Source organism: Ruegeria sp. N10 (assembly GCF_056531545.1).
In genome coordinates this window covers 70,600-87,524 of sequence record NZ_JBQFLY010000010.1, presented here as the reverse complement: position 1 = coordinate 87,524, position 16,925 = coordinate 70,600, and the positions used below count along the sequence as shown (strand labels likewise).

The window sequence follows — 16,925 nt, the reverse complement described above, 5'->3', positions numbered from 1 at the left end:
GACCGGATGGCGCGCATGAAGAAGATCGGAATTCTGGGCGGTGTGGGCTGGGCCTCGACCGTGGACTACTACAGGGCGATTGCCGAGGGTGCCGGGCTTCACTTTGCGGCGCGCGGCCACGGCGCGCCCTTGCCGATCCCTGCCATGACCATCGAGTCCGTCACACAGGCCAAGACCCGCGCCTTGCGGGGTGTCGCCGGGGACGAAGCCAGCTGGGCGGCGTTTGATGCGGTGTTTCGCGACGCGCTGCTGACGCTGGAGCGCGCAGGATGCGATTTTGGCATCATAGCGTCCAACACCCCGCACGCGCGGTTGCACGCGATCAGACAGGGTGTTTCCATGCCCATTCTCAGCATTTTCGACGCGACGGCAGAGGCCACGGCCAACACAGGCGTGTCTAACGCATTGGTGCTTGGAACAACCGTGACGATGCAGGCCACCAACTATGCGGATCGTCTGGCGGCCGAGGGCATCACTGCGAATGCGCGGCTGCCCGACCCCGAGATTTCCGAGATGCAGGCCATGATCGACAGTGATTTCTACGGTGGTGCCTCTGATGCAGCGCGCGCAAGGTTGCTGGCCTTTTGCAACAAACATGCCCGTCCCGGAACCGCCATTCTGCTGGCCTGTACCGAGCTGCCGCTGGCCTTTCCAAAGTATCTGGATGACCCGGTATTCGAGGCCGACGGGCACCTGTTCATCAACCCGTCCGCCGCTCATGTCGCCGCCGCGCTGAAACTGGCGCTTGAGTGATCAGGGCAGCCACATAACGGTGCAACCGATGCGATCGAAGAACGCCATCACGTCGGATTGTTTCATCACAACGGTACGGTCATTGACCAACGGGTGCATATAAATCACCTCGGCCCCTTGGGCAGCGGCGTCCATGAAAAATTGCACATCGTTCTGCACGCCGTTGATCATCGCCAGCGGGCTGACCGCACCGGGGCGAATACCAAGGTTCTGCAACAGCCGGTCTGCCGAACCGAAAGACAGGGCGCCGACACCCAGTTCTGCGCCCAGCGCCTTGAGGTCAATCTCGCGGCTTTGTTCCAGCGTCACCAGGTAGTTGCGCTTTTTCTTGTCGCGCAAGTACAGGTTCTTGACCCGCAACGCGTTCTCGCCCGGCACCATGAACTGGCCTTCTACGGCCTTGGAGTCCTCGACCGTACGCAAAGGAACATGGGTATGCAGGCGGTAGGGCAGCCCCCAGTCATCCAGCTGCGCCAACAGCGCGTCAGAACTGAGCGGCAATGTATCCTGAAATGTGGATGATGCGTCCATGGGGCCCTCCTGTTTGTAGCGCTCATCGCGCAACATGGCGGCGAATTCAAGCTGGGGCAGAGCAGAAAACGGTGCTAGCGTGCCGCCATGAAAGTCACTCGAAACACTCCGACCCAACTGATCCTTGCCGACTCGCCCTGGTTCATCGGGATCATGCTGGTCTTTTTCATACTGACCTTTGTCGGCGCAGGGCTGGTCATGGTCAGTGACGGCGGCGAGAATATCTGGTTCGGGCTGTTCTTTGCACTAATCGGCGGCGGGCTAGGTGTCGGGGCGTTCTGCGTTTTCGTGCGGCGGGTTCAGGTTATTCTGGACCGCACAAAGAACCGCATTCTGATCCGCAGGCAGTCTGTCTTTGGCTATGAAGCGGTCGAGCATCAGCTGTCCAGCCTGTCCCATGCCGAAGTTGAAAGCTCGACTTTCCGCAGCGACAGCAGCAGTTCGACGCTGTATCGCCCGGTTCTGGTGCTGGACAAGGGAATGAGCGAAGGGCGTCATCCGATTGTCGATGCGTTCTCGAACGGGCGCGGCGCGCATAAACTGGTTGACGCGGTCAACGCATGGCTGCCCGCGCAGCAGGAAGACACGAAGGAACAGGCCTGACGATTACAGGACTTGTCCATGCTCCAGCCAGGCTCGATCGGCCGGTGTCACCATTTCGGACAGGCGCGCGTCGTATCGGGCCATGTCATCGGCGGTCAGCTTGCCCTCCCATTTGTTGCTGGTCCCGGACGAGAAGAACTGCGCGTAATCCTGAAATGCGCTTTTGAAACCGGGCTGCTGCGAAGCGCGCCGGGCGTTTTCCTTCATTGAACCAAAGCTTGCGGCCTCAGCGATATCGTCGATCATTTCTGGTGCGATCTCGGTCCCCAAGATGTTTGCGATCCGCGCCACCTGCCCCGGCAAATCGCGGCTGAGTTCGGCGTAATGCAGGAAATGGATGTTTGGCAGATGCCGGAACGCGCAGAATGAACGGTAATGGTGGACGTATGAGGCCAGCGTCAGATCGTCGGTGCCCTTTGACGAGGCGGGCCGGTCCAGAAACATCGCGAAGGCTTCGGAAAGATCATCGGGAAACAGGTAGTCCAGCCAGTCGTCTTTCATGTTTTCCACATGGCGGCGCAGCGAGAAATGCACGTCAACCGGATGGCGATGCACCACCAGATAGGCCGCATCCGGGGAATAGGTGATCCCGTCCAATGGCGTGTGGGTCTTGATGCACCGTCTGTGCGTCTGTGCGGCAAGTATTCTGTCCTGCTCCTCACGATCTCTGAACCCGCAATCGAGCCAGGGAGAGACCGCGTTGTTGTACACGACTGGATCCGCGGTTTTGGTGATCAGCATTCGTACCAGCGTCTGCGTCCACGTGGTGCCGCATTTGGGAGGCGTGCAGACAAAGATGTCATCGGGACGGATTACGAAGTCGGACCAGATATCGGTATTTGTGACTTCACCGACATAATCCTTGGTGCGCTGCGGCAATGGTTGACTCATGACCAAACTCCAAAACTGACCCCGACCTTTGGACGCTACACCAAGTGGCCAGATGCTCAAAGCGTTTGCCTTGACTCGCAGCGCCCAGAGGCGTAGATGACCGCCAAACATCCGGAAGCGTCTTGATCTTCCGGTCCCTTGAGTCCTTCAGGGATCGCCCCCCACCAGCGAGTTTCGCCCGTGGGGGCGTTTGTGCATTTAACCGACGCATCCTATCTAGGACGCGCCATCAGATAACCGGCTAAGGAGGCCGAAGGCATGTTTGAAAATCTATCCGAACGCCTTTCCGGCGTCTTTGACCGGCTGACCAAACAGGGTGCCCTGTCTGAAGAAGACGTCAAGACCGCCCTGCGCGAGGTCCGCGTTGCCCTGCTTGAGGCGGACGTCTCGCTGCCGGTGGCGCGTGAATTCGTCAAGAAGGTGCAGGACCAGGCGACCGGTCAGGCGGTGACCAAGTCGATCACCCCCGGTCAGCAGGTCGTCAAGATCGTGCATGACGCGCTGGTCGATACCCTGCGCGGCGAGGAAGACCCCGGAAAGCTGAAGATCGACAACCCGCCTGCCCCGATCCTGATGGTCGGTCTGCAGGGTTCGGGTAAGACCACCACCACCGGTAAACTGGCCAAGCGCCTGAAAGAGAAAGAGGGCAAGAAGGTCCTGATGGCCTCGCTCGACGTTTATCGCCCGGCGGCGATGGACCAGCTGGCGGTTCTGGGCGCGCAGGTCGGCGTTGACACGCTGCCGATTGTACCGGGCCAGAAACCCGTCGACATCGCCAAGCGCGCCAAGCAGCAAGCCACATTGGGCGGCTATGACGTCTACATGCTGGATACCGCCGGTCGCCTGCATATCGACGAAGTGCTGATGGACGAGGTCGAACAGGTCCGCAACGCTGTTGACCCGCGCGAGACCCTGCTGGTGGTTGACGGCCTGACCGGTCAGGTCGCCGTTGAGGTGGCCGAAGAATTCGACGCCAAGGTCGGTATCTCGGGCGTGGTCCTGACCCGGATGGACGGGGACGGGCGCGGTGGTGCGGCGCTGTCTATGCGCGCGGTGACTGGCAAGCCTATTCGCTTTGTCGGTCTGGGCGAGAAGATGGACGCGCTGGAGACCTTCGAGCCGGACCGGATCGCCGGACGTATTCTGGGCATGGGCGACATCGTTGCCCTGGTCGAAAAAGCCCAGGAAACGATGGAGATGGAACAGACCGAGCGCATGATGAAGCGCATGGTCAAAGGTCAGTTCAACATGAATGACCTGAAGATGCAGCTGGAACAGATGATCCAGATGGGCGGCATGCAGGGCATGATGGGCATGATGCCGGGCATGGGCAAAATGGCCAAGCAGATGGATCAGGCGGGTCTGGACGACAAGATCCTGCGCCAGCAGATCGCCTTGATCCAGTCCATGACCAAACGCGAACGCGCCAACCCGCAACTGTTGCAAGCCAGCCGCAAGAAACGGATTGCAGCCGGTTCGGGGATGGAGGTCAGCGACCTCAACAAGCTGCTCAAGATGCACCGGCAGATGTCGGACATGATGAAAAAGATGGGCAAGATGGGCAAAGGCAAGATGCTGAAACAGGCCATGAAGGGCATGTTCGGTAAAGGTGGCCCCAGCCCCGAAGACTTGGCCGCTGGCATGGACCCCAAGGCACTGGAACAGGCGGCCAAGGCGATGGGCGGCAGGATGCCCGGTGGTCTGCCTGGTCTGGGCGGCGGCATTGGGCTGCCTCAGGGCCTGAGCGGGTTTGGCAAGAAGAAGTAATGAACGCCTTCGCCCAACATATCCCCCGGCTTGAAACCGAGCGCCTGATCCTGCGCGCGCCGTCCGAGGCTGATCTGGACGCCGATACCGCGTTTTTTGCCAGCGATGCGGCGAAGTTCGTCGGCGGACCACTGCGCCGGGATGAGGTTTGGCGACTGATCGCTTCGCTGCTGGGCCACTGGTCCCTGCGCGGTTACGGGTTCTGGAGTGCTGAGGAAAAAGCCTCGGGCACTTATGTCGGGCGGATCGGGCTTTGGTGCCCCGAAGGCTGGCCCGAACCCGAGATCGGCTGGACACTGATGAACCACGCCACCGGCAAGGGTTACGCGACCGAGGCGGCACTGGCCGCACGTTCCTATGCGTATGATGTTCTGGGGTGGGAAACGGCGATCTCGCTGATTGATCTGGACAATCATGCCAGCAAGGCGGTGGCGAAACGGCTGGGCGCGCAGTTCGAGTATCACTATGACCACCCCAAATTCGGCAGGTCCGAGATCTGGCGGCACCCCGCGCCTGCGGATCTGGTGAATGGCGGGATGGAGGCCTACGCATGACCGCGTTCACCATCCCCACCGTTGAAACCGAACGTCTGATCCTGCGCGCGCCGCATCTGGATGATCTGCCTGCGCTGACCGCATTCTTTGCGACCGAGCGCAGCCATATGGTGGGCGGCCCGCGGGACGCGCTGGAAAGCTGGGGCATGTTGGCCAGACGCCTTGGGCACTGGGCGTTGAAAGGATTTGGCCTCTGGCACCTGACCGAGAAATCCAGCGGTCGGTTCGCTGGCGGCGTCGGCCTGATTGACGCCCCCGGCTGGGACGAGCCTGAACTGGGCTGGACCGTGATGGAAGATTTCGAAGGCAAAGGTTTTGCCTATGAGGCCGCGCTTGCCGCCCGGTCCTATGCGGCGCGGCATCAGGGCCTAAACGGGGTGATTTCGTATATCGCCCACGAAAACGATCGCTCGCGCGCTTTGGCCGAACGGTTGGGCGCAACGCTGGAGCGTGACAATGCCGAACTGCTGGGCCAGCCCTGCCAGGTGTGGCGGCACCCCAAGATTGACGTTTCGACACCCGAAAGGACCGGCCAATGAACAACCCCGTGACACGCGCGGCTGCATTGCTGAAAGAGCATCGCGAAAGTATCGACCGGCTGGATGCGATCCTTGTCTATACGCTGGGCGAGCGGTTCAAACACACACAGGCCGTTGGCAAGCTCAAGGCCGAACACAACCTTCCCCCGTCCGATCCCTCGCGTGAGGCCACGCAGATCGCACGGCTTGAAGACCTGGCGAAAGAGGCCGATCTGGACCCCGATTTCGCCAAGGCTTTTCTGAATTTCATCATTCAGGAAGTCATCCGACACCACAGGAAACACCAAGGGTGAACCAGAGGTTCAGCAACCATCAGAATTAACCGGAAAACACACCGGCCAATCAAATACACGCCTCCGGCGTGATGCCATTCAAAGGAGATACCACCATGGCAATGAAAATTCGTCTCGCCCGCGCAGGCTCGAAAAAACGTCCGTTTTACCGCATCGTCGCGGCTGACAGCCGGATGCCGCGCGACGGCCGTTTCATCGAGAAACTGGGCACCTACAACCCGCTGCTGCCGAAAGACAGCGAAGAGCGTGTGAAAATGGACATGGAACGCGTTCAGCACTGGCTGGATCAGGGCGCCCAGCCCACCGACCGTATCGCGCGTATGCTGGAAGCTGCCGGCACCCGTGACAAGGCCGAGCGCAACAACCCCAACAAGGGTACCCCGGGCAAGAAAGCTCAGGAACGCGCGGAAGAGAAAGCTGCAAAGGCTGCGGAAGCTGCCGAAGCAGCTGCTGCACCGGCTGAAGAAGCGGCTGCAGAAGAATAAGCAGGCCGAAGCGTGCGGGATCAGACCTTTACTGACGCATTTCGCACGCAGTTCGATCTGTTGTTGCGGCTCCGGCGCGATGTGCGCCGGTTCCGAGGCGACGCGGTAGACGAGGCAGTGCTTGCGCGCTGCCTCGACGCGTTTCGGCTGGCCCCGTCGGTTGGGCTAAGCGAACCGTGGCGCGTGATCCGCGTCGAAAGCGCAGCGGCCCGGGCTGCGGCGCTAAGGAATTTCCAAACCGCGAACGATGACGCCCTGGCGGGCTATTCCGGCGACAGGGCGCAGCTTTACAGCCGCCTGAAACTGTCGGGAATGCAGGAAGCGCCGGTGCAACTGGCCGTCTTCTGCGACGACAGCACCGACAAGGGAATGGGTCTCGGCGCGGGCTCGATGCCCGAGATGCGGCGCTATTCCGTTGTCTCTGCCATCACCCTGTTCTGGCTGGCCCTGCGGGCCGAGGGGCTGGGGCTGGGCTGGGTATCCATTCTGGACCCCGAGCAGATGGCGCGCGATCTGGATGTGCCGGACAACTGGCGTCTGATCGGGTATTTTTGCGTCGGGTGGCCAGAACAGGTGTCCGACACCCCCGAACTTGAGCAGGTTGGCTGGGAAAACCGGGCCGACAGCCTGAAGATCGAAACAAGGTAGGGCCGCATGTTCGGATTGATACGCCTTCCCATTCTGCTGCTGATCGCCTTTATTGTGGGCGTGTTCTTTGAGCGCAACAATCAGCGCGAAGCCTGCGAAGGGCTTGGCGAATGGAGAAACGGGATCTGCTTGACGACGGGGGCTGCCAATGAGTGATCTGATCTGCGTCGGCAGCGTCGCTGGGTCTTATGGTGTACGCGGTGAAGTGCGCCTGAAAAGCTTCTGCGCCGTTCCCGAAGATATCGAGGCGTATTCGCCACTGACGGATGAAACCGGCAAGGAACGCTATCCGGTGGTTCTGACGCGTACGATCAAGAACGGTTTTGCCGCCCGTCTTGGCGGGGTTGAAACCAAGGAACAGGCGGATGCCCTGAACGGTTTGCGCCTGTTTGCGCGGCGCGACCAGTTGCCCTCGTTGCCCGATGACGAGTTCTACCACACAGACCTGATCGGGCTTGAGGTCTATGACACCGGCGGCACCCTGCTGGGCAAGGTCAAATCCGTGCAGAACCACGGGGCCACGGACCTGTTGGAACTACACGGGCCGGGCCTGAAGGCGACGGTTCTGCTGCCGTTCACGATGCAGGTGGTGCCAACCGTCGATCTGGAACAGGGCCGCATTGTGGCCGACCCGCCCGAAGGCCTGATCTGATGCGACGTGTTCTGCTGCATCTGGGTTTTCACAAGACCGGCATGACGGCAGCACAGTCCTTTCTGCATGAAAACCGCGAGCTGATCTGGCCTCATTTCGCTCTGGTCCTTCCGTATAAGACCCGCAAGGCCGGTTTAAGCGGAGCGGCCACGCGCCATTCGATCTATCGACTGGATGACACGCTGGCGGGTTTTGGCGGTCAGCTGCACACTTTTTTCGGCGGTCTGGATTTCGGAGCACGCCGGGGATTGATCCTGAGCGAAGAGAATTTTCTGGGCCTGCGCCCCAGCAGGAACAAAATCGAAGGATACGGGGCCGCACCCGAACTGGCGGAAACGGTCGTCAGCGTGCTGCGCCGCCGTCTGGTGGGCGAAGAAACCGACATTACTGTCTACCTGTCGTTGCGCAATCGCGATGTGTGGTTGCGCAGCCTTTGGGCCCACGATCTGCACCTGTCGCGCATGGTTCAGGACCTGGACGGCTTTTGCGCCGATCTTGCGCACCTGCCATCGCTACAGAACACGGCAGACCGGATCAGGGACCGGTTGCCAACTGTCACGGTACGGACCGCGTGGATGGAAGCGCTGAAAGGCCACCACCTTGGACTGGGCGCACCATTTGCCGAATTTCTCGACCTGCCACCCGGGAAATCTGCGCAGCTTGTGAAGCCCGCGCATGAAAGCCCTCAGCTGTCCGACGACGTTCTGAGGGAAATGCTGGCCCTGAACCGATCATCGCTGGACGAAGCCGCATTGATCACTCAGAAAAAGGCCCTGATTCGAACCGCCCAACATGAATTGGCCCGCCAGAAATGACTGACAAACCCGGCAAATCCTATGGTCGCAAGGCGATCCGGGCCACGCTGAAACCGCGTGAGCTGATGACACCCACCCCGGACCTGCATGGCGTCTGGAAAGCCAAGGTTATCACCCTGTTTCCAACCGCCTTTCCAGGCGTTCTGGGGGAAAGCCTGACCGGCAAGGCCCTGCAGGAGGGGTTGTGGCAGCTGGAAACCGTGGATTTGCGGCAATTCGGCGTCGGCAGGCATCGCAACGTGGATGACACGCCAGCCGGGGGCGGCGCGGGTATGGTTTTGCGGCCCGATGTGTTGGGCGAAGCCATTGAGCACACCATGGCGGGCATTCAGGGCAACTGGCCGCTGATTTACCTCAGCCCGCGTGGGCGGCGCATGGACCAGCGTATGATGCAGACCCTTGCACGCTGCGATGGCATGACCCTGCTGTGTGGCCGGTTCGAAGGCGTGGATGAGCGTGTGCTGGAGCATTACGGTGTGCAGGAGGTCTCGTTGGGGGATTTCGTGATGACCGGCGGTGAAATTGCAGCACAGGCCCTGATCGATGCCACGGTGCGCTTGATCCCCGGCGTTCTGGGCAATCAGGCCTCGACCGAAGAGGAAAGCTTTTCCTCGGGCCTGCTGGAGCATCCGCAGTACACCCGCCCTGCGGATTGGAAAGGCCGCCCGATACCTGAGGTTCTGATGTCGGGCCACCACGGCCGCATCGCCGAATGGCGTCACAAGATGGCTGAGGACATTACCCGCGAGCGGCGCCCGGATATCTGGGCCGACTATGCAAAATCCCGATCGGATTCGTCTGAGTGACAGGCCGGATTGTTGCGCACTTGCCGCAGGTCTAGTGTGCGCAACGCCTTTGGGGAAGAGCGGGAGCGCCGGTTGGACCATCTGGTTGGCGGCGGCACTATGGAAACCTACGGCGCACCAAAGACCTAACCCCCGGCCTTCCATCTGGCCCAGACGTCTGGTGTGCCGTTGAAGGTGTTGATGTCTACCCGGCCCTGAACGCCCGGCACCAGACCGGTGCCGGTATATTGCCAGAACCGCCAGACCGCGCGGGGATAGACAGTGCGGGGGTGGCCCGCGACCGATCTCAGCCAGAACTCGGTCTTGGGCAGGCGCCCGATATCGGTGTCTTCAAAGAAATCCACCGTGGTATAGACGATCGGGCGGCGGCCATAATGTCGTTCGAGAATGTCCAGAAAGCGCTGCGCCTCGGCGCGGACGGTTCTGCCATCGGGTCGCAGCGTGCAGGTCTTGGAATGCGGCGTCCATTCCATATCCAGCACATGCGGCAGGTCTGCCCCTTTGGGCACGTTCTGGATGAACCAGCGGGCCTGTTCCCGGGCCGAACGGCAGAAATAATAATAGTGGTAGGCGCCCCAAGGCACACCGGCCGACTGCGCGCCGCGGCGGTGATCGTCGAACAGGGGATCTGCCACGTCGCCGCCTTCGGTCGCTTTCAGAAACACAAAGCTGACACCTGATGCCCGGGCCGTGCGCCAGTCAATCGGCCCCTGCCAGCGTGACACGTCAAGGCCATGGATCGGGTATTGTCCGGGGTGGCTCCCTTCCCAGTCATGGGGATCCGCGTCGCCAAAATCGGGGTAGATCACAAGCGGTGCTGTCCTGTCCACGCCCGGAACGGGTTCGACTGCCTGAGGTTTCGGGCCGCCTCGACCGCAAGACATCAGCGCAACGGCCGTTATGGCCAGCATGAATGCCAATCGCATCATAGGGTCCTGTCTGAAATATCTGCTCATATTATTTGCCTCAGAATGCCTGATCTGGCCCGCTTGGCAACGCCTTAGTTTCAGGCTGGCGGATTCCTACCGGCCTGTTGGGCAAGTCAGGGCGTTTTTCCCTTGATCCCTGCCTGCAATACCCTTAAACGACCGCAATCCGGTGCCGCGTTCTGCGACGCCGGTGTTTTGGTTTGCACCATGGCGTGACGTCCCGTTTTCTTCGGCAGGGATGCGCCGGGTCAGGCCAGACCAAAGGAACATTCGATCTGACCTCTGGCGGGCTGTACGCAGGACCCGGTGAAGACCAAGAGCTCTCAGGCCGTGCCCAACTTCGTGGACCAACCACGAGCAGATAGGAGAAACTGCGATGGACCTGATCGCACAGCTTGAGGCGGAACAGATTGCCGCCCTGGGGAAAGACATCCCTGATTTCAAAGCCGGTGACACTATCCGTGTCGGCTATAAGGTGACCGAAGGGTCGCGCACCCGTGTGCAGAACTACGAAGGCGTCTGCATCGCGCGCAACAACGGCAGCGGCATTGCCGGTTCGTTCACCGTTCGCAAGATTTCGTTTGGCGAAGGCGTGGAGCGTGTATTCCCGCTGTATTCGACCAATATCGACAGCATCACCGTTGTCCGCCGCGGCCGCGTTCGTCGCGCCAAACTGTACTATCTGCGCACCCGTCGCGGTAAATCCGCGCGTATCGCAGAGGTTTCCAACTACAAGCCCAAAGCTGGCGCCGAAGCGTAAGGAGCGGAAAGATGAAAAAAGACATCCATCCCGATTATCACGTCATCGACGTCAAGATGACCGATGGCACCATCGTTCAGATGAAATCCACCTGGGGCAGCGAAGGCGACCAGCTGGCACTGGAGATCGATCCTTCGGTACACCCTGCATGGACCGGTGGTTCGTCGCGCCTGTTGGACGCTGGCGGCCGCGTGTCGAAGTTCAAGAAGAAATACGAAGGTCTGGGTTTCTAAACCTTTGCCAAAGTCTTTCAAAGGAAGGTCGCCAACGGGCGGCCTTCTTTCGTTTCAGGCCCCTGTTTTCCCCGGTTTCTGATCCTTTGGTTTTGTAAGTTCAGCCGCGTCGTGCAATGGCGGAATCGGACCGCGCAACAGCAGCAGCGCGATCACCAGCCCTATACTGGCGGCGATCGCGGCCATGAGCATCGCCGCATCAAAGGCATTATCCCGCAGATCACGCAGCGCCCCGGCCAGCGCTGAACCAGTTGACGGGTCAAGCCCGGCAATCAGCTGTTCCACCTGTGTTGCCGTGCCATGTGTCAGGGCGCGCGCAAGGTCGTCGCGCTGCGTCGATCCGGCGGGCAGCGCGGTGATGACTTCTGACAGGCCCGAGCGGATGGTCAGAGCTTCGGCCAGACCGCCGACAACCGATCCCATCGTGGCCCCGAAATACAGGAATGCGTTGATCACCCCGGACCCCTGTCCGACATGTTCGTCGGGCAGCAACCGAAGCCCAAGACGGGGCAGCAACGAAAAACAGATGCCGATGCCAACCCCCACAATGATCAGTTTCCACCAGATTTCAGCATAGCTGTCGATATTCGAGGTTGTTGTCAAAAGCAGGAAGCCGCAGGCCATCAACCCCATTGCAGCACTCACCGGCCATTGGAAACTGTAAGGTGCAAGCAGGCGCGGCGCGGTGACGGAAATGACAAACATGCTCAGGCTCAGCGGCAGGATTGCCACGCCCGCCTCAACCGGTGAATAGCCGAACGCATCCGGGGACTGGACGAACACGTTGAAGTAGACAAAGAAACAGAACAACGCAAATCCCGCAAAGAACATCCCCGTTGCCGCCATAAGATAGCGCGGGTGCCGGAAGTACCGGAACTCGACCAGCGGATCGTCGCTGCGCCGCGAGGTGTAGACCAGACCGACAACTGCCAAAGCGGCGACACCCAAAGGAACGATGGTCAGGGCATTGCCCCATCCGTGTGCCTCACCGTTGCTGAGTGCGAAAGACAATGGACCCAGCAGCAACACAATGGCAATCGCCCCTGCGGTATCGAATTTTGCACCCTGAAGGCGCGTATCCGGGACATAGTTCTTCCTGCTGACCTGCAGGCCGATCACAAACGCAATGGCAAGTAACACAAGGTCTGTGGCGAATACCCCGCGCCAGCTCAGGAAGTTGGCAAAACTTCCTCCGACTATGGGCCCGACGCCTATCGCAAGGCCCACGATTGCGCCCCAAACACCGGTCACGCTGGCCCGTTGTTCCTCGGGCGTTGCGGCGGTCAGCAGGGACAATGAGGTGCCGAACAGGGCCGCAGCCCCCGCCCCCTGCGCGCCACGCCCAATCAGCAGCATCGCCGCGTTCTGTGAAAACAACACAGAAGCAGAGCCGCAGGCAAACACGATCATGCCAAAGAAAAAGATACCCATCTTGCCCGTGATGTCCCCAAGCCGACTTACAATCGTCACAAGGGTCGCGCTGGCCACCGTATAGATCGCCATCACCCATTGCAGGCCCGAAGGTGTCAGGTCGAACTCGGCCTTCAGATATGGAAGGATGGTCGCAACAGCGGTTGTGTTGAAGCCAACGACCATCATGCAAATGGCCGTCATTGCAAGAACAACGTGTGAACCGCCTGAACTTTCCGCAGCAGTGTCCGGCATGCCAATGCCCCTTTCACCTGCTTTGAAGATGAACCGAAGAGGACCCGTGCAAAGCCTGCAAGGTTATTCGGTGTAAATCTGTTTGGTATTTAACCAAATTTTCCGCCCCCCGCATAGTTTTCACGATCCGGACCAAGCGGCGTCACCGCGAAAGGACCCTTTGGGAGCGCGATCTGTACATGTGTGAATCAGGCAAACGGCGCGATTGATTCCAGTGCGGATCGTTGCAGGCAGCGGTTGTTCAAGATGTTCGGGACTAGGCGCCGACACGGCGATATCGCTGCCAAGACCGTGATCGGATAGCCGATCAAGGCAGATCACCAGACTGGTGCCTTCCCGTAACCCGCGCACTGCGCTGTGTTTTCCAAAATAGAGTCCGATAATGCCCAAAAGCGCCGCTTGAGGTTCTTTTCATCGTAGGCGACACAACATATAGTGGGTGCCAACAACGTGTAGTCAAACACGGCAAGACTTGGGAATACAAGCATGGCACATATCATTGTGGTCGGTAACGAAAAAGGCGGCGCTGGAAAATCGACCGTGTCGATGCATGTGGCAACCGCACTGGCCCGACTGGGGCACAAGGTCAGCACGCTGGATCTGGACCTGCGGCAGCGCAGCCTTGGACGGTATTTCGAGAACCGGAACAACTTTCTGAAAAGCGCGGACCTGACGCTGCCCGGCCCACGCCATCACGACCTGCCCGAGATTGATGCCAGCACGTTGAAACCGGGCGAGAATATCTATGACCACCGCCTGTCTGCTGCCGTGTCGCAACTGGAAAGCGACAGTGACTTTATCCTGATCGACTGCCCCGGCTCCCATACACGCCTGAGCCAGGTGGCCCATTCGCTGGCCGACTCGCTGATCACCCCTTTGAACGACAGTTTCATCGATTTTGACCTGCTGGCGCGGATTGATTCAAAGGGTGAGAAAATCCTTGGCCCGTCCGTCTATTCCGAGATGGTCTGGAACGCCCGGCAATTGCGGGCGCAGGCCGGGCTGAAGCCCATCGACTGGGTCGTTGTGCGCAACCGTGTCGGTACCCAGCGCATGGTCAACAAGGAAAAGATGCAGCGCGCGATCGAAATGCTGTCGCAGCGCATCGGCTTCCGCGTCGCTTCGGGCTTTTCCGAACGGGTAATCTTTCGCGAACTGTTTCCCCGCGGCCTGACCCTGCTGGACCTCAAGGATATTGGCGTCAAACAGCTGAACATCTCGAACATCGCAGCACGGCAGGAACTGCGCGACATGATGCGAGAGCTGAACCTGCCGGGTGTCGAAGTCGATTTCTGATCAGTTGTATTGGGGGCTGGCCTGCGCGGCAAACGGGCAATTCAAAACGCGAAATTCTCAGCCCCTAAGCCAGTCAGTGCTGGGTAATGTCGGGGCCATAACTGACTGATTGATCCGAAAAGACTACGTGACCACGTCTTTTCAACTCATCAACCAGCCTTTCCAGCTCTTCCTGCTCCAAGGTCTTTAGAAAAAGTGCGTTCATCGTTCCCTTAAGGGTTTTGATCTTCCTAGGACGCGAAGTTCCTCTAGACTTCAAGCTGTCAACAATCGCATCAATTTTTTGATCCAGCGAGCTTGCATTCGAGATTTTGACGAATGGGATCTCGGATAGGTCTGCATGACGGAAAGCGGGGAGCTTCCTTTGTCGCAGATGTGCAATCAATGGGTCGAAGCCTTTGTCGCGAGAAATAACATGAAAACACGCATTGGCGTCTTTGGTAGAGAGTTCTCCTAAGTAGAACGCAATATGAAAGTCCAAGGCGTTCGAGCCATTCCCTGCTATCTTCTGATAAACAGCATTTTCTCCCAAGCTTTGCAGTGCTTGTGCAAAGTCATAGGGTATGCTTTTTTGATTGGCTCCTACGAAAACAATCAAGGTGCAAACATGTCCCCGAAGGAGTTCGAGGTTCTTGGGTTGAACATTTTCAAAGTCGATTAGTATGTAGTTGTTTTTCAAAGGCCGCACTCCAATTCGAGCTCAATGCAAATACAGGACGCCGGATCAGGTCAATATGAAGGTTTCCCTGATTACCCTGCTTAAAACCGCATTGTCGGCAATGGCCTCAAACCCGCCATTCGTACAAATCCTCACCATTCTCGAACATTCGCTCCAACCCGCCGCTCGTACCCAGCTAAACAAAGGTGTTCCTTCACGACTTTCAGTTTCGGAATCGCTGAACGGAACAGCCTCGGTTTCACCCGGTAACTGATGGCCCGCCGGGACTGTATACCGTGAACAGCTCTTTGGGTTCGTTCACCCCGCGCAGCATGTAGCGCCCGACCGAGATGAGGTCTTGTGCGCAGGGGCGTGCCGCGACCGCGACGTCGTCCGAGATCAGGATTCTCTGACCCAGCGACCGGTGCATTCCCGCGATGCGGGCGGCCTGATTGACGGCGGGGCCGATCACCGTGAAATCCAGCCGTGTTTCGGACCCGATATTGCCATACAGGATTTCGCCGGAATGCAGGGCCAGCGTGAAATTCGCAACCGGCAGCCCCTTTGCCTGACGTCTGGCGTTCAATTCATCCATACGGGCTTGCAGCAAGGGCACCGCGCTGAGCGCGGCACGGGCGTCCTCGTCGATTTCGCCGACATCGAACATGGCCATCAGCCCATCGCCCATGAATTTCAGGATATTCCCACCCTTGTCGTGCACAACGCCCACGGCCACAGCCAGGTAATCATTCAGCATGTCGATGATCTCGTGGCCCGGCAGGTCTTCTGACAGGTTGGTGAACCCTTCCAGATCGAAATTCCAGATCACCGCATCGATTTGCTGCAATGATCCGCGACGAATCTCACCTGACAGGACGCGGCGCCCGGCATCACGACCCAGATAGACCCGCATCAGGTCTTCGGTCAGGTTCTGGTTCTTGGCGGATTTGAGCGCCAGCCCCAGATGCGGCAATACCGCATGAATGTGCCTGAGATCTCTGTCATCAAACCCGGACGGTGCATCGCTGGTCCAGGACATCAGGACGCCATCACTGACCTTTTTGGTACCGTCGGGGCGCATCTTTCCCGCCCCCTCATACGAGATGCCGGTGGCATAATAATCGGTCGCCCCAACCTCTCTCAGGTCGTTCAACAATGGAAAGCGGCTGGGTTCATTATGGTCGACAAGTTTGACCCGGATTTCATCCAGATCCTCGTTCAGCAGCGCATAAAGCGGGCTTTGTTGCCACATTTCGCTGGGCGTATCCGTGTTTTCAAACTTCTCGGATTCACCGCCGGTGCTTTTGTACCAGCTATATCCGGTTCCGCCATAAACCGGGTGCAAGGTTGACTGCGCCGCATGAAACCGCATCAGCGGAATGCCCATATCGACCAGACTTGTGCAGAACCCTTCCAACAACTCTTCCTGCCCGGCACCCTCAAGCCCCTTTTGGACCAACCAGTCGATCAGGGTGTGTGCGGATACCTTGGCAGGTTCAAATGACGTCATTTCAAATTCCGTATCAAGCATGACACACATCTGGGGACGGCAGGCGCTAATTACCAGTGGTCAATCCACGCCTGCCAACCGTTGCAACATCTGGCGCAGCAAGGCGGCCTCTTTTTCGCTGAACAGGTCCGACAGCCTGGCGTCATAGCTTGCCGCCACCCCGTACAAGTCGCGATACACAGCTTGCCCGGCGGGTGTCAGTGTCAGCCATTCCGCCCGCCGATCAGCCTCGTCCCGTGTGCGTTTCAGGTACCGGCGCTCCTCGAGCTTGGCAACTGCACGGCTGATCTTGGTTTTGTGCATTCCGGCCCGTTCACCAATTTCCTTGGCGGTCATTTCGCCAAACAGCCCCAGATGGAACAGCACCCGCCATTCGGTTCTGAGCATTCCGTACCGTCCCTTGTAGACAGCCTGAAATTCCAACGAGGCGCGCTCGGCTGCCTGGTTCAGCAGAAACGGCAGAAAATTCTGCAGGAAAAAGTCATCATTTTTTTCAGATTCGTCGTGTGTCATGCTTGTTAGTTACAAAATCAACTA

22 protein-coding genes are annotated in these 16,925 nt (G+C 59.1%); 15 read left to right on the top strand and 7 right to left on the bottom strand.

The annotated features are described in order from the left end of the window. Positions 1-15: 15 nt before the first annotated feature. A complete protein-coding gene (locus ACR0JI_RS14220) occupies positions 16-753 on the top strand; it encodes an aspartate/glutamate racemase family protein (protein WP_480494692.1) in 738 nt (245 codons plus the stop codon). On the opposite strand, the gene ACR0JI_RS14215 is transcribed toward ACR0JI_RS14220, so the two are convergent. Continuing rightward, positions 754-1,284: a prolyl-tRNA synthetase associated domain-containing protein gene (locus tag ACR0JI_RS14215; RefSeq protein WP_480473923.1), complete on the bottom strand. Its 531-nt coding sequence runs from the start codon at positions 1,282-1,284 to the stop codon at positions 754-756. A gap of 87 nt (positions 1,285-1,371) precedes the next feature. Between ACR0JI_RS14215 and ACR0JI_RS14210 the strand changes: the two genes are divergently transcribed. Then, positions 1,372-1,887 carry a hypothetical protein gene (locus ACR0JI_RS14210; protein WP_480473924.1) on the top strand — a complete coding sequence of 172 codons (516 nt, stop codon included), beginning with the start codon at positions 1,372-1,374 and terminating at the stop codon, positions 1,885-1,887. Positions 1,888-1,890: 3 nt separating this feature from the next. On the opposite strand, the gene ACR0JI_RS14205 is transcribed toward ACR0JI_RS14210, so the two are convergent. Beyond that, positions 1,891-2,778, bottom strand: coding sequence for a sulfotransferase domain-containing protein (locus tag ACR0JI_RS14205; protein ID WP_480473925.1), 888 nt, complete (start codon positions 2,776-2,778; stop codon positions 1,891-1,893). A gap of 258 nt (positions 2,779-3,036) precedes the next feature. On the opposite strand from ACR0JI_RS14205, the gene ffh reads away from it, so the two are divergent. From ffh to trmD, 10 genes are all read left to right on the top strand, one after another. After that, complete coding sequence (ffh, locus tag ACR0JI_RS14200) at positions 3,037-4,545, top strand: signal recognition particle protein (RefSeq protein WP_480494694.1); 1,509 nt, start codon at positions 3,037-3,039, stop codon at positions 4,543-4,545. Then, a complete protein-coding gene (locus ACR0JI_RS14195) occupies positions 4,545-5,099 on the top strand; it encodes a GNAT family N-acetyltransferase (protein ID WP_480494696.1) in 555 nt (184 codons plus the stop codon). The genes ffh and ACR0JI_RS14195 overlap by 1 nt, the downstream gene beginning before the upstream one ends. Next, complete coding sequence (locus ACR0JI_RS14190) at positions 5,096-5,638, top strand: GNAT family N-acetyltransferase (RefSeq protein WP_480494698.1); 543 nt, start codon at positions 5,096-5,098, stop codon at positions 5,636-5,638. The genes ACR0JI_RS14195 and ACR0JI_RS14190 overlap by 4 nt, the downstream gene beginning before the upstream one ends. Next, positions 5,635-5,931: a chorismate mutase gene (locus ACR0JI_RS14185; protein ID WP_209506121.1), complete on the top strand. Its 297-nt coding sequence runs from the start codon at positions 5,635-5,637 to the stop codon at positions 5,929-5,931. Before ACR0JI_RS14190 ends, ACR0JI_RS14185 begins: the two co-directional genes overlap by 4 nt. A 95-nt stretch (positions 5,932-6,026) precedes the next feature. After that, positions 6,027-6,416, top strand: coding sequence for a 30S ribosomal protein S16 (rpsP, locus tag ACR0JI_RS14180; RefSeq protein ID WP_209506119.1), 390 nt, complete (start codon positions 6,027-6,029; stop codon positions 6,414-6,416). 12 nt (positions 6,417-6,428) lie between these two features. Beyond that, a complete protein-coding gene (gene bluB, locus ACR0JI_RS14175) occupies positions 6,429-7,064 on the top strand; it encodes a 5,6-dimethylbenzimidazole synthase (RefSeq protein WP_480494701.1) in 636 nt (211 codons plus the stop codon). 6 nt (positions 7,065-7,070) lie between these two features. Further along, entirely contained in the window at positions 7,071-7,220 is a 150-nt protein-coding gene (locus ACR0JI_RS14170; RefSeq protein WP_209506115.1) for a hypothetical protein, read from the top strand. Continuing rightward, positions 7,213-7,716: a ribosome maturation factor RimM gene (rimM, locus tag ACR0JI_RS14165; protein ID WP_480473930.1), complete on the top strand. Its 504-nt coding sequence runs from the start codon at positions 7,213-7,215 to the stop codon at positions 7,714-7,716. The genes ACR0JI_RS14170 and rimM overlap by 8 nt, the downstream gene beginning before the upstream one ends. After that, on the top strand, positions 7,716-8,531 hold the full coding sequence (locus tag ACR0JI_RS14160) for a hypothetical protein (RefSeq protein ID WP_480494703.1): 816 nt from the start codon (positions 7,716-7,718) through the stop codon (positions 8,529-8,531). Before rimM ends, ACR0JI_RS14160 begins: the two co-directional genes overlap by 1 nt. Then, positions 8,528-9,337 (top strand): tRNA (guanosine(37)-N1)-methyltransferase TrmD, encoded by an 810-nt coding sequence (gene trmD, locus ACR0JI_RS14155; RefSeq protein WP_480494705.1) that lies wholly within the window; start codon positions 8,528-8,530, stop codon positions 9,335-9,337. The genes ACR0JI_RS14160 and trmD overlap by 4 nt, the downstream gene beginning before the upstream one ends. 125 nt (positions 9,338-9,462) lie before the next feature. Here the strand turns inward: trmD and ACR0JI_RS14150 are convergent, their stop codons facing one another. Further along, the gene (locus tag ACR0JI_RS14150) at positions 9,463-10,263 is read right to left on the bottom strand and encodes a glycoside hydrolase family 25 protein (RefSeq protein ID WP_480494707.1); all 801 of its coding nucleotides are present in this window, start codon (positions 10,261-10,263) and stop codon (positions 9,463-9,465) included. Between the two features lie 379 nt (positions 10,264-10,642). On the opposite strand from ACR0JI_RS14150, the gene rplS reads away from it, so the two are divergent. Then, positions 10,643-11,026 (top strand): 50S ribosomal protein L19, encoded by a 384-nt coding sequence (gene rplS, locus ACR0JI_RS14145; RefSeq protein WP_480473935.1) that lies wholly within the window; start codon positions 10,643-10,645, stop codon positions 11,024-11,026. Positions 11,027-11,037: 11 nt separating this feature from the next. Further along, positions 11,038-11,259, top strand: coding sequence for a 50S ribosomal protein L31 (gene rpmE / locus ACR0JI_RS14140; protein ID WP_480473936.1), 222 nt, complete (start codon positions 11,038-11,040; stop codon positions 11,257-11,259). Between the two features lie 54 nt (positions 11,260-11,313). On the opposite strand, the gene ACR0JI_RS14135 is transcribed toward rpmE, so the two are convergent. After that, positions 11,314-12,924: an MFS transporter gene (locus tag ACR0JI_RS14135; RefSeq protein WP_480494709.1), complete on the bottom strand. Its 1,611-nt coding sequence runs from the start codon at positions 12,922-12,924 to the stop codon at positions 11,314-11,316. 486 nt (positions 12,925-13,410) lie between these two features. Between ACR0JI_RS14135 and ACR0JI_RS14130 the strand changes: the two genes are divergently transcribed. Then, positions 13,411-14,220 carry a division plane positioning ATPase MipZ gene (locus ACR0JI_RS14130; RefSeq protein WP_480494711.1) on the top strand — a complete coding sequence of 270 codons (810 nt, stop codon included), beginning with the start codon at positions 13,411-13,413 and terminating at the stop codon, positions 14,218-14,220. Between the two features lie 73 nt (positions 14,221-14,293). On the opposite strand, the gene ACR0JI_RS14125 is transcribed toward ACR0JI_RS14130, so the two are convergent. The 3 genes from ACR0JI_RS14125 to ACR0JI_RS14115 all read right to left on the bottom strand — a co-directional run bounded on the left by ACR0JI_RS14125 (position 14,294) and on the right by ACR0JI_RS14115 (position 16,901). After that, positions 14,294-14,908 carry a PIN domain-containing protein gene (locus ACR0JI_RS14125; protein ID WP_480492738.1) on the bottom strand — a complete coding sequence of 205 codons (615 nt, stop codon included), beginning with the start codon at positions 14,906-14,908 and terminating at the stop codon, positions 14,294-14,296. Between the two features lie 229 nt (positions 14,909-15,137). Next, a complete protein-coding gene (locus ACR0JI_RS14120) occupies positions 15,138-16,388 on the bottom strand; it encodes an adenylate/guanylate cyclase domain-containing protein (protein ID WP_480494713.1) in 1,251 nt (416 codons plus the stop codon). A 60-nt stretch (positions 16,389-16,448) separates the two neighbouring features. Further along, positions 16,449-16,901 (bottom strand): MarR family winged helix-turn-helix transcriptional regulator, encoded by a 453-nt coding sequence (locus tag ACR0JI_RS14115; protein ID WP_480494715.1) that lies wholly within the window; start codon positions 16,899-16,901, stop codon positions 16,449-16,451. Between the last annotated feature and the right edge of the window lie 24 nt (positions 16,902-16,925).